20 protein-coding genes and 2 pseudogenes are annotated in these 23,400 nt (G+C 66.0%); 10 read left to right on the forward strand and 12 right to left on the reverse strand.

What is annotated here, in order from left to right:
- Positions 1-10: 10 nt before the first annotated feature.
- On the forward strand, positions 11-1,411 hold the full coding sequence (locus I2456_RS20275) for a DUF2867 domain-containing protein (protein WP_085073548.1): 1,401 nt from the start codon (positions 11-13) through the stop codon (positions 1,409-1,411).
- Here I2456_RS20275 and I2456_RS20280 read toward each other — a convergent pair.
- Both I2456_RS20280 and I2456_RS20285 read right to left on the reverse strand, forming a co-directional pair.
- A complete protein-coding gene (locus tag I2456_RS20280; protein ID WP_068027753.1) occupies positions 1,408-2,130 on the reverse strand; it encodes a CPBP family intramembrane glutamic endopeptidase in 723 nt (240 codons plus the stop codon). The genes I2456_RS20275 and I2456_RS20280 overlap by 4 nt on opposite strands.
- Entirely contained in the window at positions 2,127-3,269 is a 1,143-nt protein-coding gene (locus I2456_RS20285; protein ID WP_085073547.1) for an NAD(P)H-binding protein, read from the reverse strand. The genes I2456_RS20280 and I2456_RS20285 overlap by 4 nt, the downstream gene beginning before the upstream one ends.
- A gap of 193 nt (positions 3,270-3,462) precedes the next feature.
- Between I2456_RS20285 and I2456_RS20290 the strand changes: the two genes are divergently transcribed.
- Positions 3,463-3,963, forward strand: a complete 501-nt coding sequence (locus tag I2456_RS20290) for an isoprenylcysteine carboxyl methyltransferase family protein (RefSeq protein WP_068027746.1) — start codon at positions 3,463-3,465, stop codon at positions 3,961-3,963.
- Positions 3,960-4,972, forward strand: a pseudogene (locus I2456_RS20295) (NAD(P)/FAD-dependent oxidoreductase). The gene I2456_RS20290 and the pseudogene I2456_RS20295 overlap by 4 nt, the downstream one beginning before the upstream one ends.
- 4 nt (positions 4,973-4,976) lie before the next feature.
- On the opposite strand, the gene I2456_RS20300 reads toward I2456_RS20295, so the two are convergent.
- Both I2456_RS20300 and I2456_RS20305 read right to left on the reverse strand, forming a co-directional pair.
- The gene (locus I2456_RS20300) at positions 4,977-5,723 is read right to left on the reverse strand and encodes a crotonase/enoyl-CoA hydratase family protein (protein WP_241008016.1); all 747 of its coding nucleotides are present in this window, start codon (positions 5,721-5,723) and stop codon (positions 4,977-4,979) included.
- A 56-nt stretch (positions 5,724-5,779) separates the two neighbouring features.
- A complete protein-coding gene (locus I2456_RS20305; protein WP_085073545.1) occupies positions 5,780-6,928 on the reverse strand; it encodes a thiolase family protein in 1,149 nt (382 codons plus the stop codon).
- A 198-nt stretch (positions 6,929-7,126) separates the two neighbouring features.
- On the opposite strand from I2456_RS20305, the gene I2456_RS28650 reads away from it, so the two are divergent.
- Genes I2456_RS28650 through I2456_RS20315 form a run of 3 tightly spaced genes read left to right on the forward strand, consistent with a single transcriptional unit; the run spans position 7,127 to position 8,702 of the window.
- A complete protein-coding gene (locus I2456_RS28650; RefSeq protein WP_241007768.1) occupies positions 7,127-7,606 on the forward strand; it encodes a MerR family transcriptional regulator in 480 nt (159 codons plus the stop codon).
- A complete protein-coding gene (locus I2456_RS28655; RefSeq protein ID WP_241007769.1) occupies positions 7,585-7,944 on the forward strand; it encodes a GyrI-like domain-containing protein in 360 nt (119 codons plus the stop codon). The genes I2456_RS28650 and I2456_RS28655 overlap by 22 nt, the downstream gene beginning before the upstream one ends.
- Entirely contained in the window at positions 7,941-8,702 is a 762-nt protein-coding gene (locus tag I2456_RS20315) for an SDR family oxidoreductase (protein ID WP_241007770.1), read from the forward strand. Before I2456_RS28655 ends, I2456_RS20315 begins: the two co-directional genes overlap by 4 nt.
- 6 nt (positions 8,703-8,708) lie before the next feature.
- On the opposite strand, the gene I2456_RS20320 is transcribed toward I2456_RS20315, so the two are convergent.
- The 7 genes and pseudogenes from I2456_RS20320 to I2456_RS20350 form a co-directional block, all read right to left on the reverse strand.
- A complete protein-coding gene (locus I2456_RS20320; protein ID WP_068164930.1) occupies positions 8,709-10,193 on the reverse strand; it encodes an aldehyde dehydrogenase family protein in 1,485 nt (494 codons plus the stop codon).
- A gap of 133 nt (positions 10,194-10,326) precedes the next feature.
- A complete protein-coding gene (locus I2456_RS20325; protein WP_085073544.1) occupies positions 10,327-11,541 on the reverse strand; it encodes a cytochrome P450 in 1,215 nt (404 codons plus the stop codon).
- 30 nt (positions 11,542-11,571) lie between these two features.
- A pseudogene (locus I2456_RS20330) lies at positions 11,572-12,435 on the reverse strand (SDR family oxidoreductase); the annotation flags it as partial.
- Positions 12,428-13,573, reverse strand: coding sequence for a spirocyclase AveC family protein (locus tag I2456_RS20335; protein WP_085073542.1), 1,146 nt, complete (start codon positions 13,571-13,573; stop codon positions 12,428-12,430). The gene I2456_RS20335 and the pseudogene I2456_RS20330, both read right to left, overlap by 8 nt.
- Positions 13,570-14,691 carry an ABC transporter substrate-binding protein gene (locus I2456_RS20340; protein ID WP_085073541.1) on the reverse strand — a complete coding sequence of 374 codons (1,122 nt, stop codon included), beginning with the start codon at positions 14,689-14,691 and terminating at the stop codon, positions 13,570-13,572. Before I2456_RS20340 ends, I2456_RS20335 begins: the two co-directional genes overlap by 4 nt.
- 54 nt (positions 14,692-14,745) lie before the next feature.
- Positions 14,746-15,597 (reverse strand): CbbQ/NirQ/NorQ/GpvN family protein, encoded by an 852-nt coding sequence (locus I2456_RS20345; RefSeq protein WP_085073540.1) that lies wholly within the window; start codon positions 15,595-15,597, stop codon positions 14,746-14,748.
- Between the two features lie 30 nt (positions 15,598-15,627).
- Positions 15,628-17,319, reverse strand: coding sequence for a nitric oxide reductase activation protein NorD (locus I2456_RS20350; RefSeq protein WP_085073633.1), 1,692 nt, complete (start codon positions 17,317-17,319; stop codon positions 15,628-15,630).
- 142 nt (positions 17,320-17,461) lie between these two features.
- Here I2456_RS20350 and I2456_RS20355 point away from each other — a divergent pair, with 142 nt between their 5' ends.
- From I2456_RS20355 to I2456_RS20370, 4 genes are all read left to right on the forward strand, one after another.
- Entirely contained in the window at positions 17,462-18,604 is a 1,143-nt protein-coding gene (locus I2456_RS20355; RefSeq protein ID WP_085073539.1) for an acyl-CoA dehydrogenase family protein, read from the forward strand.
- A complete protein-coding gene (locus I2456_RS20360; protein WP_085073538.1) occupies positions 18,601-19,707 on the forward strand; it encodes an acyl-CoA dehydrogenase family protein in 1,107 nt (368 codons plus the stop codon). Before I2456_RS20355 ends, I2456_RS20360 begins: the two co-directional genes overlap by 4 nt.
- A gap of 157 nt (positions 19,708-19,864) precedes the next feature.
- A complete protein-coding gene (locus I2456_RS20365; protein WP_085073537.1) occupies positions 19,865-21,124 on the forward strand; it encodes a TetR/AcrR family transcriptional regulator in 1,260 nt (419 codons plus the stop codon).
- 9 nt (positions 21,125-21,133) lie between these two features.
- Positions 21,134-21,775, forward strand: coding sequence for an NAD(P)H-binding protein (locus I2456_RS20370; protein ID WP_085073536.1), 642 nt, complete (start codon positions 21,134-21,136; stop codon positions 21,773-21,775).
- A gap of 52 nt (positions 21,776-21,827) precedes the next feature.
- On the opposite strand, the gene I2456_RS20375 is transcribed toward I2456_RS20370, so the two are convergent.
- The gene (locus I2456_RS20375) at positions 21,828-22,706 is read right to left on the reverse strand and encodes a hypothetical protein (RefSeq protein WP_139823088.1); all 879 of its coding nucleotides are present in this window, start codon (positions 22,704-22,706) and stop codon (positions 21,828-21,830) included.
- Positions 22,707-23,400: the final 694 nt, after the last annotated feature.

The raw sequence follows: 23,400 nt of genomic DNA on the forward strand, positions 1-23,400 counted from the left end.
CCTGTATCTCGTGACGAGCGAGGAACAATCAGGACCCGATTCGGACGGACAGCTGCGGTGCGCGGTGACCGGGGCAACCGGCTACATCGGCGGCCGGCTGGTGCCGCGCCTGCTGGATGCGGGACACGCGGTGCGCGCTTTGGCACGGACGCCGGAGAAGTTGGACGATGTGCCGTGGCGCCCGCGGGTCGAGGTGGCCAAAGCTGACCTGACCGATGTCGGGTCGCTGGTGTCGGCGTTCGACGGCGTCGACGTCGTCTACTACTTGGTGCATTCGATGGGCGGGTCGAAAGATTTCGTCACCGAGGAGGAGAAGACCGCCCGCAATGTGGTGACGGCCGCGCAGCGCACCGGGGTGCGCCGCATCGTCTACCTCAGCGGATTGCATCCAGAAGACACCGAACTCTCCGAGCATCTCAAGTCGCGGACGGCAGTCGGCGACGTGTTGATCGAATCCGGCATCGAGACGGTGGTGTTGCAGGCCGGTGTGGTGGTCGGATCGGGGTCGGCATCGTTCGAGATGATCCGCCACCTCACCGACCGCTTGCCGGTGATGACCACACCGAAGTGGGTGCACAACAAGATTCAGCCGATCGCGGTGCGCGACGTGCTGTACTACCTGGTCGCGGCGGCGACCGCTGAGGTGCCGTCGTCGCGGACGTGGGATATCGGCGGCCCGGACGTGCTGCAATACGGCGACATGATGCGCGTTTACGCCGAGGTAGCGGGTCTGCGCAGACGTCGCATGCTGGTGCTCCCGTTGCTCACCCCGACCATCGCGAGCCTCTGGGTGGGCAACGTGACGCCCATCCCGGGCGGTTTGGCCCGGCCGCTGGTCGAATCGCTGGAGGTCGACGCGGTGATGCACAACTCCGACATCGACACCATCATCAAGCCGCCGCCGGACGGATTGACTCCCTATCGGCGCGCCGTCGAACTGGCCTTACACCGGGCCCGCGACGGTGTCGCCGACACGACGTGGGAACCGTTGGATAAGGAGCCGGCCGAAGCATTGCCCAGCGATCCGGACTGGGCGGGTGAAGTCGTCTACACCGATACGCAAACCGCGGTGTCCGATACCGATCCCGATGACGTGCAAAAAACGGCGGCGGCCGTCGATGGCCGGTGGTTCTCGTTCCCCTTCGGCCCGGGCCGCCGCGGCCGCAAGTGGAGCATCGTCCACCAGGAACCGGGGACCAGGCTACGGCTGCAGTCAGAGACTCGCGCCCCCGTACAGGCTTGGCTGGACATCAGCGTCGAACCGCGCCAGGGCGGCGGCAGCACCTACCACCAGCGGGCCATCGTCTTCCCGCGCGGGATCGGCGGCCGGATGTACTGGTACGCGCTACGCCCGGTGCATGCCGCCGCGCTACGGGCGCTGGCGCGCAAGGTTGCCGGACCGGATAACTAGACGCCGAAAATCGGCGGCAGGACCAGCACCATGATCAGGCCCCACACGAAGTGGGTCAGCATCGGCGCGAGCACTCCGCCGGTGGCCCGGCGCTCCAGCGCGCACACCGCACCCAGGATGATGCCGGCGAAGCCCAGCATGGGGTTACCGCTGGCCAGGGTCGCTCCGACATACAGCACGGTCGAGATGGCCACTGGGTAGTGGCGGCCCAGCGCGGTATAGAGGGCGCCGCGGAAGAACATCTCCTCGGCGATGCCGTTGATCAGCGTGATGGCGACGATCCCCAGGAACGATCCGTGGTGTTCGTATTGCAGCACGCGGGTGATCAGGGCGGCGATGGGCGGGATCTCCCGGACGATCAGGCCGCCTACGACGAAAGCGCCGCCGAGCAGCAGACCGACCCCGGTGCCGGTGATGACCGGGCGTTGGTTGCGGCCGCGCCAGCAGATGCCGCCCAGATGCAGTGGTCCCGACACGACCGAGCCGATGACCCAGACGCCCGCCAGCGCCAGGGTCAGCCAGTAGAAAATCGGGTCGCCGGGACGTTGCCGCAGCGACAGACCCAAGATCGCGGCTCCGACCACCAGCGTGATCGTCACCACCACGCGCCGCCGGCGCACCACCCCCGGTGGTTCGTGATGCGGCACAGCCACGTTGACGAGCGCACGACGAATTTCCTGCAGTGCACTGGTGCGCTGCGGGGTGGTCGTCTGGCTCATGCAGGCCGAACTTTCGGAGTCAACGTGACAAGAATATCCAGGCCGGTTCGCAGCGCACCGGCGACCGGGCCCGGAACCAGATTGACCAAGCCCAGCGTCGGCCGAGCGATGCGCGGCACCACCGTTCGGGCCAGCCGCCGGATGCGCAACGCGTCGCCCCCGGCCCAGTCCGGATCGGTGTCGGCCAGGTAATGCGGATCGGGCAGGGCGTTGACCGGCCGTGCGCCCTGGCGGGTGCCCTTCAGCGCCAACCGGATGGCGTCGTCGGTCCTGACCAGCCCGCCCGGCGGGTCGGGCACCAAGTCGCGTAACCGGCTGGCCGAGGCGACCATCGGATGATCGAGCGACTCGACCAGGTCCTCGGCCAGGCCCTGGGGCACCGGCAGGATCAGTCCGGTGATGCATGACGCCAGTGAGGTGTCGATCCCCACCACCGGCAACGCCGCCCGCCACCGGCCCGAGATGCGGGCATACGCCTTGATCAGGTCGCGGTAGGACGTCGTCTCGGGCCCGGCGATGTCGTAAGCACCCGCGGGTACTTGGTCGGGGTCGGCCGCGGCGACGAGGTAGTGCAGCACGTCGCGGATGGAGATCGGGTCGAGCGGGTTGTCCATCCAGTTCGGGGCGGGAATGAGCGGGAACCGGTCACCGACGTAACGCAGCATCTCGAAGGACGTCGACCCCGCGCCGATGATGATCGCCGCCCCCAGCCACACCAGCTCGGGGCCGTTCTCGATGGTCAGGGCCTGGGCCACCTCGGCCCGGCTGGCCAGGTGCTCGGACAGCGCCTCGTCCTCGGGGACGAAGCCGCCGAGGTAGACGATGCGCCGCACGCCGGCGTCGCGCGCCGCGATGGCCACGTTGGTGGCCGACTTGTTGTCGGACTCGCGGAAGTCGGCCTGCCCGATCCCGTGCACCAGGTAATAGATGACGTCGATCGATCCGTCGGCCAGGGCCGCACGCACCGACTCCGGGTCCGAGGCGTCCAGCTTGACCGCTACCACGTCCTTCGACCAGCCGAACCGTTTGAGGCGGGCCGGGGTCCGGGTCGCGGCCAGTACCTCGTGTCCGTCTGCTAACAGGGCCGTGACCAGGCGAGAACCGACATAACCGGTGGCACCTGTCACCAGAATCCGCATGTTGTGAACCTATCCGTCGACGCTTCGGGCACTTGCACGGCCGAAAGCGCGCCTGCGACCGTCTCTCGGGTTAGGTACCCCGCCCGCTGGGGATTGCAACGAAGCGGTTGAACCGATCCGGCGCCGCGGCCGTGACCCGGATTATGTTCGAACTTCCGATCCGGAGCGCTCCTGAGGTGGTAGGGCGAGGTTTATGTATTACCTGCTGATCCTGGCGGTCGCCGTCGAGCGCCTCGCCGAGCTGGTGGTAGCCCAGCGCAACGCGCGCTGGTCGTTCCGGCAAGGTGGCAAAGAATTCGGCCGGCGCCACTACGGCGTCATGGTGGTTCTGCACTCCGCGCTGCTGGTGGGCTGCGCCGTCGAACCATGGGCGTTGCATCGCCCGTTCATCCCGTGGCTGGGTTGGCCGATGGTGGCGCTGTTGGCGCTGTGCCAGGGACTGCGTTGGTGGTGCATCACGTCGCTGGGCAAGCGCTGGAACACCCGGGTGATCGTGTTGCCGCACGCGCCGCTGGTGGTCCGCGGGCCCTACCGCTTCATGCACCACCCGAACTATGTTGCAGTGGTGGTCGAAGGGTTCGCGCTGCCGATGGTGCACACCGCGTGGCTGACGGCCGTCACGTTCACGGTGGCCAATGCGATCCTGCTCAGTGTGCGTCTACGGGTGGAGAATTCGGTCCTCGGTTACACATGAGCACCTTTGACACCGCCTGCTGATCGTCGGCGGTGGACCCGGTGGCCTGGCCACCGCGTTGCACGCGCGCCGCCACGGCTTGTCGGTGGTGATCGCCGAGCCTCGGGAGAACCCGGACAAGGCGTGCGGTGAAGGCTTGATGCCCGGCGGGCTGTCCGAGCTGACGTCGCTGGGCGTGGACCCGGCGGGAATGCCGTTTCGCGGCATCGCCTACGTCAGCGGACACCGTCGGGCCGAAGCGCGATTCCGCACCGGCCCGGGCCGCGGGGTGCGACGAACCACGCTGCACGCCGCGCTGGCGGCGCGGGCCAAAGAGCAGGACACCGAATGGATCCGAACCCGGGTCACCGCGGTCGACCAAGACGCGCACGGGGTGACGGCTGGAGGGGTGCGGGCGCGCTGGCTGGTGGGCGCCGACGGCCTGCACTCGCCGGTCCGGCGCGCAGTGGGCATCAAAGCCACCGCCGGCACCCCGCGCCGCCATGGCCTGCGCTGGCATTACCGGGTGCCGGCGTGGTCGAAGTTCGTCGAAGTGCATTGGTCCCGGTGGGGCGAGGCATACGTGACGCCGGTAGAGCCGGATCTGGTCGGGGTGGCGATCCTGTCGAATCGGCGACCAGCCCTGGACTGGTTCCCCACCTTGGCCCCCCACCTGCGCGGCGGGCAGCGGGGACCGGCGCGCGGTTGCGGCCCACTGCGCCAAGTGGTTTCGCGGCGCGTCGCCGGGCGAGTGCTGTTGGTGGGCGACTCCGCCGGGTATGAGGACGCGCTGACCGGCGAAGGGATCAGCCTGGCCGTCAAGCAGGCCGCGGCGGCCGTCCGGGCCATCGTCGACGACGCACCGCAGTCCTACGAGGCGGCCTGGCATCGGGTCACCCGGGATTACCGGCTGCTCACCCGAGGCCTGGTGTTGGCCAGCACGCCGCGCGCGACCCGGCGGGCCATCGTCCCGGCCGCCACGCTGCTGCCCCCCGTGTTCCGCTGGGGCGTCAACATCCTGGCCAGCTGACGCGCTAGCGGGCCTTCCAAACCGGCTCACGCTTCTCGGCGAACGCCAACGGCCCCTCTTTGGCGTCCTCGGACCGCATCAGGGTGCTCATCTCGCGCATGGTGCGCTGCCAACTCACTTCTTCGTCGGCGATGACGCCCCCGTCGACTCCGTACGCGATTCGTTTGCTGGCCTGCACCGACAACGGCGCGTTCACCGTGATCCGCGCGGCCAGGCCCAGCGCGGCGTCCAGCACCGAGCCTTCCTTGACCACCTGGTTGACCAGGCCCCATTCCCACGCATCGGCGGCAGTCAGCGGCTCGCCGGTCAGCAACAGTTCCATCGCCACCTTGCGCGGCAACTGGTTGACGATCCGGAACACGCCACCGGCGGCCGCGATCAACCCGCGCTTGACCTCCGGCAAGCCGAACTGGGCCCGCTCGTGGGCCACCACCAAATCGCTGGCCAGCGCCAACTCGGTGCCGCCGCCCAGCGCGGTGCCGTTGACGGCGGAGATGGTCGGCTTGTCGATGAAGTGGTGCACGTATCCGGCGAAACCCCACTGCGGGCGTTCGGGATGGTAGATGTTCTCCCGCCGCGAGATCGCCTTGAGGTCCGCACCCGCGCAGAACGACTTGTCGCCGGCGCCGGTGAGGACGACCGCGCGCACATCGGGGTCGTGCTGGGCTTCTTCCAGCGCGTCCCCGACGCCGATGCTGACGGCGCCGTTGACGGCGTTACGGGCCTGCGGCCGGTTGATGGTGATGACCATGACGTTGCCGCGGCGCTCGACCAGCGCTGCCGGTTGAGCGCCGTCGTCAACGTCTGTCACAGCAGTTCCAAAATGGTGGCGTTGGCCTGACCACCACCCTCGCACATGGTCTGCAGGCCGTAACGAATTCCCTTGTCCCGCATGTGGTACAGCAACGTGGTCATCAGCCGCGCCCCCGACCCGCCGAGCGGGTGGCCGAGCGCGATCGCACCGCCGTTGGGGTTCAGCTTCTTCTCGTCGGCGCCGATGTCGCGCAGCCACGCCAGCGGCACCGGTGCGAACGCCTCGTTGACCTCGTAGGCGCCGATGTCGTCGATGGACAGACCAGAGCGCTTGAGCACTTTCTGCGTTGCCGGGATGGGCGCGGTCAGCATGATCACCGGGTCGGCCCCGGCCAGCGTCGCGGTGTGCACCTTGGCGATCGGCTTCATCCCCAGCGACTTCGCCTTCTCGTCCGACATGAACAGCAGCGCGGCCGACCCGTCGGAAATCTGCGAGGAATTGCCGGCGTGGATCACGCCGTCCTCCTTGAACGCCGGCTTCAGCGACGCCATCTTCTCCATCGGGGTGCCCCGGCGAATGCCCTCGTCCTTGAGCACGACGTTGCCGTCGGAGTCCTTGATACCGACGATCTGGTCGTCGAAAGCCCCGGAATCCTGTGCCGCGCCTGCTTTTTCGTGCGAGCCCAGGGAGAACTCGTCCAGTGCGACGCGATCGAATCCCCACCGCTCGGCGATCATCTCCGCGCCCAGGCCCTGGTTGGGGATCTTGCCCTCATACCGGCTCAGGAACGTCTCGGGATAGGGCCGCCCGCCATTGGCCAGCGAGGCGCCCATGGGCGTGCGCGACATCGACTCCACTCCACCGGCGACGACCACGTCGTAGTGCCCGGCGATCACACCCGCGGCGGCGAAGTGCACCGACTGCTGGCTGGATCCGCACTGACGGTCGACGGTCACGCCCGGCACGGTCTCGGGCCACCCGGCGGCCAGCAGCGCGGTGCGGCCGATGTCGAGGGCCTGCTCGCCGGCCTGCATGACGCAACCCCAGATGACGTCGTCGACGATCTCGGGGTCGATGCCGGCCCGCTGGGCCAATCCGTTGAGCACCTGCGCCGACAGCTCAGCCGGGTGGACTCCGGATAACCCTCCGTTGCGCTTACCGATCGGGGAACGCACTGCCTCGACGATGACGGCTTCAGCCATGACTTGTCTCCTTTGACACGTGTAAGTCATTCGATTGTCAACCAACACGTCGCGGGCCGCAGGGGCGGGGTGGGACTTAGCTATGAAACCTATGGTTCTGCCGCGCCGGCGGGCTCGCCGAGCGTGGGGCCGGCCTAGCGAGGCCAGGGCGCCGTTCGCGCTTGACTCTCCCCTTACCGGAAATCTCAGAATGAGCCGGTGACTACGGCATTGTCGATCGGCGACTTCTCCCGGATGACGCAGTTGTCCGTCAAGACCCTGCGCCACTACCACGACGTGGGACTGCTGCAGCCCCATCGCGTCGACCCGGTTACCGGCTACCGGTACTACGCCTCCGATCAGGTTCCGACCGCTCAGGTCATACGGCGGCTACGCGACCTGGGTATGCCGGTGGCTGACGTGCGCGCCGTGCTGGTCTGCGCCCCGGCCGACCGCAACGCACTGATCAGCGCCCACCTGGAACGACTCGAGAACCAACTGGCCGCAACGCGTAGCGCCGTGGAATCGCTGCGGGCGATCCTTGCTCCCCCGGCCCCCACTCGCGCATCGAACACCGCACCGTCGCCGACGCGCCGGCCGCCGCGATCACCGCCACCGTCGATCGCGACGATCTGCTGTCCTGGTGGGAAGGGGCGGTCGAAGAATTGCGAGCCACGGTGCAGGCCGACCGTCAGCTGACGCCGACCGGGCCGCTCGGTGCGTTGTTCGACTTCGACATCTTCGCCGCCGACCGGGGCGGCAGCACCGTTTTCATCCCGGTGAACGGCGAGGTGCGGCCGACCGGACGGGTGGTGCCGATCATCGTCCCGGCGGCGGAATTAGCCGTCATCACTCACCGCGGTCCGCACGACGACGTCGACCTCGACTACAGCGCACTCGGCGAGTACGCGACCGGTCACCAGATCAGCATCGACGCTCCGCTGCGCGAGTATTACGACCGGTTCTTCTGGGACACAGCGGATTCCACGCATTGGGTCACCACCCTGTGCTGGCCGATCTTTCGGGCCGACGCGTGAACACGCTGCAGGGCCGGCGCGCGGTCGTCACGGGCGGCACCAAAGGGACCGGCGCCGCGGTGACAGCCCTGCTGCGGTCCCGAGGAGCACACGTCACCGCGGTGGCCCGTCATCGCGGTTCGGAGGCAGACGAATTCATCGCCGCGGACCTCGCCTCGCCGGCTGGAGTGCAGCAGGTGGCCGCTGCAATCCATGACCGTGGCGGACTGGACATCCTGGTGCATGTCGCGGGCGGATCCGGCGCGCCCTCGGGCGGCTTCGCCGCGCTCGACGAACAAGACTGGGCCGACGAGCTCAACCTCAACCTGCTGGCCGCGGTTCGCTTGGACCGTGCGCTGCTACCGATGATGATCGAGGCGGGTTCGGGGGCGGTCGTGCACATCGGCTCGATCCAGAGCCGGATGCCGCTGTTCGACGGAACCCTGGGCTATGCCGCGGCCAAGGCCGCGCTGCGCGCGTACAGCAAGGGCTTGTCCAACGAGCTTGCGCCCAAAGGCGTTCGAGTCAACTCGGTGTCGCCGGGGTTCATTCAGACCGACGCCGCCGAAGACCTCATCGACCGGATCGCCGCCGCCGGCGACGGCGACCGCGACGCCGCCCTGCAGTCACTGATGTCCGCGCTGGGCGGCATCCCGCTGGGTCGGCCCGCCCGGCCCGCCGAGGTCGCTGAGGTCGTCGGCTTTCTGGTCTCGGATGCCGCGGCCGCGGTGGTCGGTGCCGACATCGTCGTCGACGGCGGCACCGTGCCGACGCTCTGAATGTCGTTATCCCGCAGGATAACCCACCGACTTGATCTCGGTGTACTGGTCGAATCCCGCGACACCGTTCTGCCGCCCCACGCCGCTGTCCTTGTATCCGCCGAACGGGGTGTCCGCGCCGTACGGAGCGCCGCCGTTGACGCCGATGAAGCCGGCCTTGATTCGGCGGGCCACCGCCAGGGAGTGCTCCAGCGAACCCGACATGACGTTGCCGGCCAATCCGTATTTGCTGTCGTTGGCGATGCGAATGGCGTCTTCCTCGTCGTCGAACGGGATGACCGAGAGCACCGGGCCGAAGATCTCCTCCTGGGCGATGGTCATGGAGTTGTCGACGTCGGTGAAAAGCGTTGGTCTGACGAAGAATCCTTTGTCGAAACCGGTTTCGGCATCAGGTCCGCCCACCAGCGCCGTGGCACCCTCTTCGACGCCCTTGCGGATGTAGCCCATCACCCGGTCTCGCTGCTTCTCCGAAATCACTGGGCCGCAGAGGGTTCCGGGATCCTGCGGGTCACCACAGGTGACGTTCTCGTAGATGCTCTTGAGGATCGCCACCCCCTCGTCGTAACGCGACCGCGGTAGCAGCATCCGCGTCGGGTTCGCGCAGCCCTGCCCAGCATGCATGCACGGCGCGATGCCGATCGCGCAGGCCAACCCGAAGTCGGCGTCCTCCAAGACGATGGTGGCCGATTTGCCGCCCAGCTCCAGGAACAGCCGTTTCATGGTCGCCGCGCCCTTTTCCATGATCCGCTTGCCGACCACCGTCGAGCCGGTGAAGGAGATGAGGTCGACTTTCGGTGACAGCGTGAGCTCTTCGCCGACGAAGTGATCCGATGCGGTGACGACGTTGACCACGCCGGCGGGGATGTCGGTCTTCTCGGCGATCAGCCGGCCCAGCCGGGTGGCGTTGAACGGCGTGTTGGGCGCGGGCTTGAGCACCACGGTGTTGCCGGTCCCCAATGCCTGGCCAAGCTTGTTGATGGTGACTTCGAAGGGGAAGTTCCACGGCACGATCGCACCGACCACGCCGACGGGCTCCCGCCAGACCTTGATGGTGGTGTTGGCCCCGGTGAGGCTGATGACCCGGTCGCCGAGGTCGGTTTCCCAGGCGTACTCGTCGATCAGTCTCGCCGGGTACTTCAGCCCGTCTTGCAGCGGGGCATCCAGCTGCGGCCCGAAGGTGATGGCGCGCGGCGAGCCGACCTCGAGGATGAGCTCCTCGCGCAGCTCCTCCTTCTCCTCCTCGATAGCGTCGTGCAGCTGCAGCAAACAGCGCTTGCGTAGCTCCTTGTTGGTCGACCAGTCGGTCTCGTCGAAGGCCCGTCGGGCCGCGTCGATGGCCCGGTGCATGTCCTCCTTGGAAGCGTCGGCCACCTCCCCGAGCGATTCCTCGGTCGCGGGGTTGATGTTGGTGAAGGTGCCGGCCTGGCCGTCGACGAGCTTGCCGTCGATCATCATCTTCGGCTCGAACCGGACCTTTACAGTGTTAGTCATATCTGTTCAGCTCTCTTTCGACGAAGCGCTGGTTAGAGCGCCGGGACGGGAAATGACACCCCCAGGCGGGCCACCCTGTAGTGAGCCTTACTGGAAACTAGCCGATTGGCAAGGTGCAACTTCACCGGCGCGCCTATTGAGGGTCGAAAAGGACCGGTACCGACGTCGGTGACCGGAAGACCTGACCGCGGATGTGCGGGTCGTCGCCGTCGGGATCCAGCCGCAGGTTGGGCAGCCGGTCGAGCAGCAAGTTGACGGCGGTGCGCATTTCCAGCCGGGCCAGATGCATGCCCAAGCAGACGTGCACGCCATGCCCCCAACCCAGGTGCGCTCTGGGCGTCCGGAAGATGTCGAAGCGGTCCGGATCGGGGTACCGGTCCTCCTGCCGGTTGGCGGCTCCCAGCATCGGCATCACCGTCGAACCCGCCGGTATCGGCACCCCGCCCAGTTCGGTGTCCCGAGTGGCAACCCGGGTGATGGTGAGCAACGGCGGTTCCCACCGCACGCCCTCTTCGATGGCCTGCGGCAGCAGCGACCTATCCGCGCGGACGGCATCCAGTTGCGCGGGATTGGACAGCAGTGCCAGCAGCAGACTCCCGAGCGAGCGGTACGTCGTCTCCACCCCGGCGGGCAGCAGCAAGCGAAGAAACGAGTAGATCTCCTCGTCCTCGAGTTGGTGTCCGTCGATTTCGGCTTCGGCCAACGCGCTGATCAAGTCCTCCCTCGGCTCCTCGCGGCGCGCGGCGAGGATGGGGGCGAAGTATGCGCAGAGGGCGGCCGAGGCCGCCAGGCCGCGCTCGGGATTGAGGATCCAACTCAGCAATGATATCGACCAGCGCTGGAACTGCGGGTAGTCCTGTTCCGGCAGCCCCAGCAGGCCGGCGATGATCTGGCTGGGGTAGTCGAAGGTGAACTCCTTGACCAGGTCGGCTTTGCCGGTGGCGGCGAACCGGTCGATGAGGGCATTGCCCACCCGGCCGACCAGCTCCGTCTCCCAACGCGCCAAGGCTTTCTGCGAGAAGGCTTTCGACACCAGTGACCGCAGCCGGCCGTGCACGGGTTCGTCCATGCCGAGCATCACGCGTTCACCCAGCACCGGCCCGAACGCGGCGATGACGGCCGCCGACGAGAACGTCTCGTTGTCGCGCAGCATCTGCTGGGCTTCCTCGTGGCGGTACACGATGAACACCGGTTTGGATTCCTCGTGCGGCATGCCGGAGACGTCGAGGCGTTGAATGGGCTCTTCGCGGCGCAGCCGGGCCAGTTCGGTGTACGGGTCGCGAACGTCGCCGGATACCGCATCGTCGAAGGCGCCGAAGTCCGCCAGATCGTCGAAAAGTTGTGCCATATTTCAGTCCCCTTCGGTCTTTGGCGCGAACCGCAACGCGCCCTGCCTCGGTATCCCCAACACGATTCGAGACATGTGATGCATGGCCGCGGCAGGAAGAATCCTGTTGCAGGCCAGTAACATTGCGGCATCCGGACCCGCAGTTCGTCGGCGGAACGGCTTGCCGTCGTCGAGCGCCTTGAGCAGACTGTCGGGAAACCGCTCGGGCGGGCGGGCGAGTTTCATCGCGAACCGCCCGCGGGTGTTCATGGTGCGGTGCAGTCGGGCGTACGGGCCGTCGAAGTCGCGGTCGTCGGTGGTGCCGGCGTCGGTGATGATGTCGGTGTCGTATGTGCCGGTCACCAGCACCGTGACGCCCAGACCGAAGGGCGCGATCTCGCATGCCATGGACTCACCCCACCGCTCCAGGGCTCCCTTGGCCGCCGAGTACGGCGCCGTGGCCGGTTGACCACGCACCCCGGCCGCGCTGGAGATCAGCACGATGCGGCCCCGGCCCGCGGCCCGCATCGACGGTAAGAGCGCCTGGGTAAGCGCGACGGGGCCCAAAACGTGAGTGGTGAACATCTTCTGCCACAAGGCCATATCGGCTTCTTCCACCATGCCGGCAGCCGAGATCCCCGCGTTGTGCACCAGCGCGTACGGCGCGCCGACGGCATCTTCGATCGTCTTGGCGGCTGACGAGATCGACGGCGCATCGGTGAGGTCGAGTTGCACCGGGATCAGGCGGTCACTGTCCTCGCCTGCCCCGGTCGCCTGGCGTAGCAGTGCCAGCGCGGGTTCGGGGGTCCGCATGGCCGCGACCACCCGCCATCCTTCGCGATACAGGCGCACGGTCGAGGCGAACCCCAGTCCGCGCGACGCGCCGGTGATGACCGCGGTGCGTAACTCAACCATGCGTGTCCGCGTCGTGATCCTTGATGGCACAAGGCCCTTGACCCGGGGGCGGCGGGTCGATGTGCGGCCGCCCGTCGGGCTGCCCGCTCATCCACGTCGACCAGATGCCGACCGAATACGGGCCTTGGGCGCCGGCCGCTTCGTAAAAGCCCTGCGGGTCATAGACTTTGGCTTCCAGGTAGGGCCATGGGCAGGCCACCGAGGTCGCGGCCTTAATGGCCTTGATCGCAGCGAACCAAGCGCCGTAAGCGAAGTAGGACACGTTGATGATGGCGAACATCACCAGGAAGGTGCCGAGCACCGGCCGGCTCGGGAAGACTCTGGCCTTCGCGGCCAGCTTTTCGGCCACCGACTTGCCGGTGTCGTCGCGGTAGCACAGGATCGCGGCGGGAACCATCACGAACGTCACCGAGAACGACTCCCAGATGAGCGGGAACTGGAAGGTGGTGCCGGTGAACACCGATCCCCACGGGATCACCTGGGAATAGATGTACATGCCCCAGTGGATCAGGATATTTTCCAGCATGGCATCGAAGACGAAGCCGATCGCACAGGTCAGTACGCCCAGGCTGAGCAGCGGATGCCGCGACACGAAATGCTGCGGTCCGTGCTTGGCCTGCAGCTTGCGCAGAATCCAGATCGCCGGGAAATACGGGCCGAAATAGAACATCACATAACCGAATACGACAAACGGTTCCACCGTCGGCGACAGCGACACCAAGGGCCACGACTCCGGCCAGTGGATCAGGTCGGGGTTGTACACCGCGAACGGGGCCCAGTTCATGATCGGGTCCTGCCACACGATCAGCGTGGTGCACAAGAACATCAGCATGACCGGGCTGCCGGGATTACGGCGCCAGCCCCTGATGAAGACGATCAACAGCACGATCAGCGCCACGACCGTGGCGGCATCCAGGAAGGTGATGTAGTCCAGCCCGAACGTGAACTTCACCGGACGCGGGCGGCCCTGCACATTCGGGTTGGCGACGCGCGGGTCGAGGGCGGTGCGGCAGTTGGCGATGAAGAACAGCGCGAACGCGGCCAACGCGGCACCGGCGATCCAGCCGCCCCAGCTGCGTTGACCGCGCGTGCCGGCCCGACGCGGCTCGTCAGCGGGCAGCGACGTTTCGGTTGTCACAGGCCGTCCTCTCCGAAGCGATCGACCAGATCGGAGTTGACGCCGTCGGGATCCAGCCTGCGCGCCACCAGGTATCCGGCGCCCATCCAGGCCCGTCGGGTCCACTTGCCGAACGACACTCGAGTGCCCGGCGCGCCCGCCGCGGCGGGCATCATCTTGACCCGCTCCAAAGCCTCTTTGACTCCGCGCGGGCTCAGCGGATGCGCATCGCTGAACGCGCGCACCAGTGTTGCGGCGACGTCATGGTTGACCGGGGGCACACAGTATTCGGGACGGCGCCCGCCGTACTTCTTCGCGTACCGGTCCAGGAAGTCCTGCCCGACTCGATTGGACTCGTCGTACTGATCGACTCCGATCCAGCCCAGAAACGCGTTCCACATGATCGGGTTGACCCACGCGTTCTGGAAGGCCGTGGTGGTGAATCGCGGCGGGTCCCAATCGACAGCCTGCAACGCCGGGTTGATGAACACGATGCCGAATCCGAAACCCAGGTGCACGATTGCCTCGGCCTTCGCCTCGTGCAGGGTCTGCACCGCGTCGTTGATGTCTTGCGCGGTCTGCGCAATGGCCGCTTCGGCGACGATGCGAATGTCCTTGTGGCGGCACGCCGTTCGCAGATGCTTCAGGTAGCTCTCGCCGATCAGGTTCTGCTCGACGAGAACTCCGATCTGGGTGAGCCCCCGTTTGGCCATCAAGTCGGCGATGAAGATCGGCTCGTCGGTCATCGATCCTTGCGGGAAGGCGAATGTCCATTCGCCCAACCAGTCGTCGGTGCCGGTGACGCTGATGGCCGGTACCTTGAACCGCTCTTCGATGGCCTCGCGGGTGGGCACACAGTTGTCGGTGATGTGCGGGCCGAAGATGACCAGACAGCCCTCCTCGACGAGTTCGCCGAACGCGTCGATGACTGCCTTGACCGATCCCTTGGGCAGTCCCTCCACCTCGCGGTAGATCATCTCTACCGGGCGATCGATGACGCCCCGCTCGACGGCTTCGGCGAAGACCAGGTCGAAGCATTGGGCGAAGTCGGCGCGCATCTCGGCTGGAAAAGCCGGTGGCAGTGTGAAATCCATCAGGTAGCCGACCTTGATCGGCGCCGCGGTGCTTTCGTATGACATTCGGCCTTCCAAACCTAAGATTTGTTCGTAGCGCTAGTTATTCTTTTCTCGGCGTCATTCATCCCGATCCTCCGTCTCGGCCAGATAGATGCCGATCATCTCGTTGAGGCCCCGGCTCACCGCCACATCGTCGGTGAGCGGTCCGGCGATGGCGGCCCTGGCCGCATCCGCGATGCTCAAGCCCTCGGCGACCAGCCTGCCCGCGGCGATCAGCACGCGAGTCGATGCGACCTCGCGCAGTCCACCGGTCTCCAAACGGCGGATGGCCTGCCCCAGCCGCACCAGCCGGGATGCGATGGCAGCCGTGACGCCCGCCTCGTGCGCCACGATCCCCTGCTCGACATCGGCTGGGGGAAAACCGAATTCGATGGCAACCATCCGCTGGCGGGTCGAATCCTTGAGGTCCTTGAGCACGCTTTGATAGCCGGGGTTATAGGACACCACCAGCCCGAATCCGGGTGCGGCAGCCAGCGTGACGCCCAGACGCTCGATGGGCAACTGACGCCGGTGGTCGGCCAGCGGGTGCAGAACCACGGTGGTGTCCTGCCGAGCTTCCACCACTTCGTCGAGATAACAGATCGCGCCGTCCCGTACCGCCCGGGTCAGGGGGCCGTCGACCCATACCGTCTCGTCGCCGCGCAGGAGATACCGACCGACCAGGTCCGCTGTGGTGAGGTCGTCATGGCAGGCGACGGTGATCAGGGGCCGGCCGAGGTCATGTGCCATCGCCTCGACGAAGCGGGTCTTGCCGCAACCCGTCGGCCCCTTGAGCACGAGGGCCAGGCCTTGGCGGAAGGCCGCCTTGAACACGGCCTCTTCATTACCCACCGATTGGTAGTAGGGCCGCGTCGGCTCCACCTCAGCGGTCACGCCGTTGTGTCCAACCAACCCGGGCTCGTTGGCCATAACGTCCCTTCTGCCACGGTTGCCCGGAGCCTAACCGGAACAGATGTTTGTTTCAAGCACTCGACCACCAGGCGCCGACGCCTTCCGGCGGACTTCGGCTGAGCGCAACGCCGACCGGAACAGCGGTCCGATCACACCGGCCAGTTGATCGGGGCGCGCGACAGTCGCATGGGCGGTGCTGCCGAACACTTTCCGCAGCGCGGCTACGTCGGTTCCCGCGCCGATCGTCAGGCACACGCACCCGGTGCCCCGGCGCCGGGCCTCGGTCAGTGCCCGGCGCGTGTCCGCCGCGCCGTAACCACGCTCGTATCCGTGGTCGTAGGCAAGGCCGTCGGACAGCACCACCATCAGCCGCCGCGAAGTGCCACCGCGGGCTTGCAGGACTGCCGACCCGTGCCGGATCGCGGCGCCGAGGCGGGAATAGGCGCCGGGTTCCAAACTGTTCAGCCGCCTCATGACTCGCGCGTCGAGGGGATCGTGGAACCGCTTGACCGCCACCAGGCTCACCGCTTTGCGGCCTTGGGAATAATAGCCGTAGAGCGCCACCCGGTCTCCTAGATCATGCAGCCCGACAAGAAGATTGGCCACAGCAACGCGCTGTTGTTGGTGCACCGTGCAGCCCAGTGTTCCGGGCTGCGCCGTCGAGCCGGACACATCGAGGAGGAGCAGCACCGACAGATCGCGCCGACGCCGCAAGCTGTCCAGGTACACCGCCTCATCGGGCACGCAACCGGCCCGCACCTCCACGCGGGCCTGCACCGCCGCGTCGATGTCGACGTCGTCGCCCTGCGACTGACGGCGACGCCGGTGCAATCCCATGCCCAGCCGCGACAGCGGACGCCGCAGCCCGATAGCGGCATCGATCGCCGGATTTGCCGTCGCGGTGATGGTCGGCTCGAGTTCGCGCACGGTGCACCACTGCGGCCGATAGCGCTTGGCGGCCACGTCCCATTCCGGGTACCGCACGCCATCGGGTTGGGCTCGGTGATCGTCGATGTCCTCGGCGGATCTCGAGGCTAGTGACGACACGACGTGCGGACCGCGCGCCGTGGATTCGACTCGATGCGTCGGGCTGTCGGCGCCCGGCGGTCCCCCGCCGCTGCCCGTCTTACGCGCCGCAGACAACATCTTCTGCAACAACTTGCCGATGAATCCGCCGCCCCCAACCGGGCTGGTGAACACATCAGGGTCGTCGGACTCGTCCACCTCGCCGTCGTCGAGCTCCTCCAGCTCCCGCTTCCCGGCGCTGCGGGGGAGGTGTTGCGGATGCGCTGGATCGTTGGCTTCGGCGACTTGGGCGCACGCGGCCAGGACTTTCGCCGCTCGGATGACCCCGAATGCCCTTGGCGGATCGTCGATCACCGCAGTTCTGCTGGCGATCATCAGCGACGCGGCAGGCGAGTCGCTGCGCCTTGCGATCTCGCGATTGCCCAACTCTGCCAAGACCGGCGGCAGCAGATCGCGGTTGGCCACCAACGCGCGGTGTCCTTCGGCCGCCAGATAGCGGCTGGCCAACCGACGACGGTGGACCAGCCGGCGCACGATATCTGCCTCCAGGCTGCCGGCCGCAATCAACGACGCCTGGACTACGACCGCCTCGAGTGTGGTGTACAAGCCGTTGGAAGCATCGACATAGATGGTGTGCCCGTCGGTCCAAGCCGGCTCCCCCGGGCTGAGTTCGGCGACCGCCACCGGCCGGCCCGCCAGTGCGCAAGCAAGCATGCCGAGGGACTGTTCGCCAAGAGCGTCGGTTCCCACTGTCGACCTCCGATACCACCGGCGATCTCCTGGCCACTGTTTGACCAAAAATCTGTTCCAACGTAAAGTTCGCCATGGCCGCAGTCAATCGAGTCGAGCAGGAAACGTGGATTTCTCCTACCCGGCGGAAGTGGAACAATTCCGCGATGAACTGCGTGCGTGGTTGGCGGCCAATCTCACCGAAGAGTTGATTGCCGCGCGCCGGCCGGCCGGCCGCAGTGACGAAGTGTTCGAACGGCTGCGGGCGTGGAACGCGACGATGGCCGATGCCGGCTGGGCGGCCGTGTCCTGGCCTAGGGAGTACGGCGGACGCGGAGCCACGGTCCTCGAACAGCTCGTCTACACCGAGGAAACGACGCGTGCTCGGGCACCCCTGCCGCTCAACGTAATTGGTATGAACAACATCGCTCCCGCGATCATGCAGTACGGCACCGAAGAGCAGAAGACTACCCTGCTGCCGCGCATGATGCGCGCCGACGACATCTGGTGCCAAGGCATGTCCGAGCCGGAAGCCGGGTCCGATCTCGCCGCATTGCGGACACGCGCGGTGCGTGACAACGGTGACTTCGTCATCAACGGGCAGAAGATCTGGACCTCACTGGGGCACCGGGCGCATTGGTGCCAGCTCTATGTGCGCACCGATCCGGACGCCCCCAAGCACAAAGGCATCTCTTGTCTGATCGTCGACATGCGCTTGCCGGGCATCGAGGTGCGGCCGCTGGTCACGCTCAACGGCGAGGCCGATTTCGCCGAGGTGTTCTTCCACGATGTGCATGTCCCGGCCGACGCCCTGCTCGGCCCGCTCAACAAAGGCTGGCAGGTCGCCACCACCACGTTGAGCCATGAGCGCGCCGGTGCCGCTCGGCTGTATGCCGAAATGCAGGTGCGGTTGGAAGAACTGGTCGCCGACTTCGCCGACGCGAATGCGCTCGATGATCCCCTGACCCTACGGCGCCTGGGCGAAATCGGGCTGCGCATCAAATATCTGGAAGTTCTGTGTCAGCGCTCGATTTCGGCGACACTGCACGGTGGTGACGCGCTGGGCTCGGCGAGCCTGGCCAAGACGGTTTGGGGTGAGGTGGGACAGAGCCTGGCGGCGCTGGCCTTCGACGTGCTGGGTACCGGCGGGACGGACCGCCGGTGGGCCGATTACCGCCTGACCTCCCGATCCCTGACGATCGCCGGTGGCACTACCCAGATCAACAAGAACATCACCGCCCAGCGAGTGTTGGGACTGCCGCGCCAATGAACCTGGAACTCACCGACGAACAACTGGCGCTGCGCGACACGGTACGCCGCTTCCTTGCCGAACGAGCATCGATCTCGGCGCACGTGCGGCCCCTGCTCGACGATCCGACCGGCACCACCGAGGCAATTTGGCGTGGCCTGGCCGACCTGGGCGCGACCGGGCTGTTGGTGCCGGCCGAATTCGGGGGCGCCGGCATGACGATGGTGGAAGCCGGCGTTGTCGCCGAAGAACTCGGTGTCGCGCTGCATCCCGGGCCGTGGTTGTCCTGCGCCGTCGCCGCGGTGCGGGCGTTGACCCGGCTCGGCGCCCACGATGCGGGGGCTGAGCTGCTCACCGGCATCGCCGAAGGCACCACCATCGCGAGCTTCGCCCCCGACGCCGGCCACAGCGTGTCGGCGGTGCCGCGAAACGGTGACGTCGTGCTCAAAGGTGAGCTTCCCGTGGTGCCCGATGCGGCAGCGGCCAATGTGCTCTTGCTCCTTGCCGAAGACCGCGACGGCGCTGGACTCTTCGCGGTACCTACCGACGCCCCCGGCGTCGTGGTGCGACCCGAACGCGGAATCGATCCGACCCGCAAGCGGTTTCGTGTGGAGTTGGCCGATGTCCCGGCGCAGCGGCTGGCCACCCCGTCGCCGGATGCGGTGCGGGCCGTTGTCGACGACATCCTGGTCGCGATGGCCGCCGACGCGCTCGGCGCGGCGCAGGCCGTCATGCACCTCGCCCTCGACTACGCCAAGATGCGTAAGCAATTCGGACAGGTCATCGGCTCGTTTCAAGCGGTGCAGCACCTGTGTGTCGACATGTACGAGACGGTCGAGTTGGCCCGCAGCGGCGTCATTCACGCGCTGTGGGCCGCCGACTGCGCCGCCGACGCCGAGGAGCGGCACCTGGCGGCGGTGCGCGTCAAGGCTTTCGCCGGACAGCTGGCCACCGTCGGTGATACCGCGATCCAGGTGTTCGGCGGCATCGGCTACACCTGGGAGCACGACGCTCATCTCTACCTCAAGCGCCTGTTGAGCTGGAGCACCTATCTGGGCGGATCGGATTCCTACCTCGTCGAACTCGGTGCACTGCTGGCACAAACCAAAGTGGTTGACCGGTGATCGATTTCACCGGCCCGGTCACTGCCGCTCTACAATTGGCTCCACCACGCTTTCTAGCAGCGCATTCGCCCCGGACGGTTTGATAACCTTCACCAAAGGTTTGGTTCATCCACAGGACGGATTCGCATGGCGCCCACACTGCAGTCCGCCAGGTGCTATGACTGAGAGCGCGACCGAAGCCGGAACGCGCCGAACCGAGATTCTCGAGACAGCGGCGTCGCTGATCGCTTCGTCGGGCCTGCGGACCTCGTTGCAGGAGATCGCCGACGCCGCAGGCATTCTGCCGGGCAGCCTCTATCACCATTTCGAGTCCAAAGAAGCGATCCTGGTCGAGCTGATCCGCCGGTACCAGGCTGACTTGAATCGCATCGGGTTGAACGCTCAAGCCAGACTGGATGAACCGGACTCGCGACCGACAGCCGACCAGATCGCCGAGTTGGGGGCGGCTATCGCCAACTGCGCCGTGCGACACCGGGCCGCCTTGCAGATGTCGTTCTACGAGGGTCCCAGCGCCGACCCCGAGTTGATGAACCTGACCCAGCAGCGGCCCACGGCGATTTACGAAGCGATGCTGCAAACGCTGCGCGCCGCCAGGTGGAGTGGCTACGTCAAACCCGAGCTCGACCTTCCTACCTTGGCCGACCGCATCTGTCAGACCATGCTGCAGGTGGGGCTCGACGTCATCCGGCACAACTCGTCGGCCGATCAGGTTGCGGCGTTGATGTGCCGGATCACGTTGCAGGGCTTAACATCTGATCCACCTACTGACGCCGCGCTGGACGCGTCGGACGCGCTGGCCGCCGCCAGCGAGGTCATCGCCTCATGGGCCGACGACAGCGAGGCCAACCCCAGCGACAAAGCCGCCCACTTGCGGGCGGTGGCCCGAACCGAGTTCGGCCGCAAGGGATACGAGGTCACGACCATTCGCGATATCGCGTCTGCCGCCGGCCTGGGAACCGGGACGGTGTATCGGGTGATCGGTTCCAAAGACCAGCTACTTGCTTCGATCATGCGGTCGTTCGGCCAGAAGGTCGAAGCGGGATGGATCGCGGTGCTGCGCTCGACCGCCTCCCCTGTCGAGAAATTGGACGCCCTGAGCTGGGTGAATGCCAATGCGCTGGACCAATTCTCCGACGAGTTCCGTATCCAGCTCGCCTGGATGCGGCAGTCGCCGCCCAACACCGCAAACCCCGGGTGGTTGTACACGACCCGGCTGCGTCAGATGAAATCGCTGCTCTCCGAAGGGATCAAGTCCGGCGAGATCAGCATCGACACCCCGTCCACCGCAATGTTGGCCCGGTGCATCATCGGTATGCAGTGGGTACCGGAGAACATTCTGCGCGCCGTCGGAACGCGACAATCGTTGGTGCTCACCCGCGACACGGTGTTGCGCGGAGTCGCGGTCCGCGGCGCGTAGCGTCGAAGCATGGCGCACATCATCATCATTGGCGGCCACGGCAAGGTCGCGCTGCAGTTGGCCCGGATATTGACTGGCCGCGGAGACCAGGTGAGTTCGGTCTTCCGCAACCCCGACCACGCCGACGATGTTGCCGCCACCGGCGCCAAGCCCGTACCAGCCGACGTCGAGACTCTTGGCACCGACGCCTTGGCCGAGTTGCTGCACGGCCACGATGCGGTGGTCTTCTCGGCCGGCGCGGGCGGGGGCAACCCGGCGCGCACCTACGCCGTCGACCGGGACGCCGCGATCCGGGTGATCGATGCCGCAGCCCAGGCCGGTGTCCGCCGCTTCGTCATGGTTTCCTACTTCGGCGCCGGCCCCGACCATGGCGTGCCCAAAGACGATCCGTTCTACGCCTATGCCGAGGCCAAGGCGGCTGCGGATGCCCATCTGCGGGCCAGCGACCTGGCTTGGACCATTCTCGGTCCCGGCCGGTTGACGCTGGAACCGGCGACCGGGCGTATCGCCGTCGGCAAGGCCAAAGGCGATGTCTCGCGGGCAGACGTCGCGCTCGTCGTGGCCGCCGCCTTGGCCGACGACTCCACCATCGGTCGAACCATCGACTTCAACGGCGGTGACGTCCCGATCGCGACCGCGTTGGCGCGCTGACCGGCCGAGATCACACCCGCAGCAGAGCACGCCGCCGGCGAGGGCAATCGAATCAGAACCAAGGTCCGACGTAGTCCCCACTCGGAGCGAAGACCAATTGGGAGTCTTGGCCTACATAACAGAACTGTCCTTCTTTGCTGAAGCATGATTGATCCCGATTCGGATTCTTAGGGTCAATCAGGATCCAATCACGGCTGACGCGCTGGATTGGCATCACCTTCCATCCGGATGAGACCTTTTGCCAGGTAGTGATGTCGATAACCGGCCTGTCCGAATCGTTATCGATGTAGAGATACTTTCCGGCGAAATGCACTTGCTTGATGTGCAAGTTCTTCACGTCGTCGCCGGTACGTTCGAATAGAACACGGTTATTTGTCAAATCGAGAACTCTAATGTAATCCGTACCCCATTCCATGAGGTCGTTATCCCACAACGCTAAGTTGAACTCGCTTGCTATCTCTTTAATCTTGGCGTCGCGAAAGTCGAAGTAACCGTACCTGTAGGGGAACGTGTTCCCGACGGTCACCACCATCCCGTCGGTAGACATCGGGACACCACCACTCATGGTGCTGCCGACGTTCTCGCCGACTTGACCGCCGTCTCTAGCTCTGAAAAACACCTCACCGCCCGAGCCGTCTTCTCGGAACTTGCCAAATCCGGCGAAGTTATGCCAGCAGTTGCCGGCGCGGTTGTTATCAGTGCACGTGAATGTCGACTGCAGTGTGGTGCCGTCAAAGCCAATTAAGCCATTAGATGTCTTTGCGTAGAACCCGTAATTAGAAGGAGCAAGCTGTTGCACCGATACCTCTGGCGGCCACGGCGCTAGCTGCGGCGGCGCCGACGCAAAAGGGTCGAAGGCGACAATCGAGCTCGATCGCCGTTCCGGGGTTAACCCGTTCGACGGTGTCGACACCGTCATCACATAGAACACACGAATATGATCCTGATCGCCGCCGACCGTGCACCCATACCCGACCAACTTTTGTCCGGCCGATATAGTCGGCAACGGGACTGGTATATATTGCCCAGTTTTTGGATTGAGGATCTCGCCGGTCTTATCGAATTTCAGGTCGTCGCCAGCGGTGTACGCACCACCGCACCCGCTGTAGGTCGTCCCAGGGCCAAGCCTGCTGCCTTTGGGAACGCGAATGGTTTTTGGGACCGCAGGCGATGTAGGAGCTGCTGATCGCGGAGGAAGACCGCCCGATGAAGCATTACTCGATGGAGACGTAGCCGTCGTGTGCTTTTGGGTCGTACAGGCCATCGTTCCGAGCCCCAGAAAGAGGCACGCAGCCACGACAACCGCAATACTTCGTAGCGACTGGAACTTGAATACCATATGATTGCGGACCTTTCGATAGGGGTCAGGCTGCTTCACTCGGCGACTTGTTGGACTAGCGGCTCGCAAGCCAAGCAGGCTTTTTGGTTATGTCCGTTGAGGTCGAACCAATTAGTACGATTTCTCCAAACCGCTCCGACCTTCCGAATAAGCCGAAGCGGCGCACATTGCCGAGAGACAGGCACGCAATGGCCGAACTGGTGCACAGCGGTGACCTGTACTCATGATGATGGCGGGTTGTTACGTCATGGTGTAGAAGTCCGAGATCGTGTGCACAATCGAGTGC

The organism is Mycobacterium kubicae, assembly GCF_015689175.1.
Taxonomy (GTDB): Bacteria; Actinomycetota; Actinomycetes; order Mycobacteriales; family Mycobacteriaceae; genus Mycobacterium; species Mycobacterium kubicae.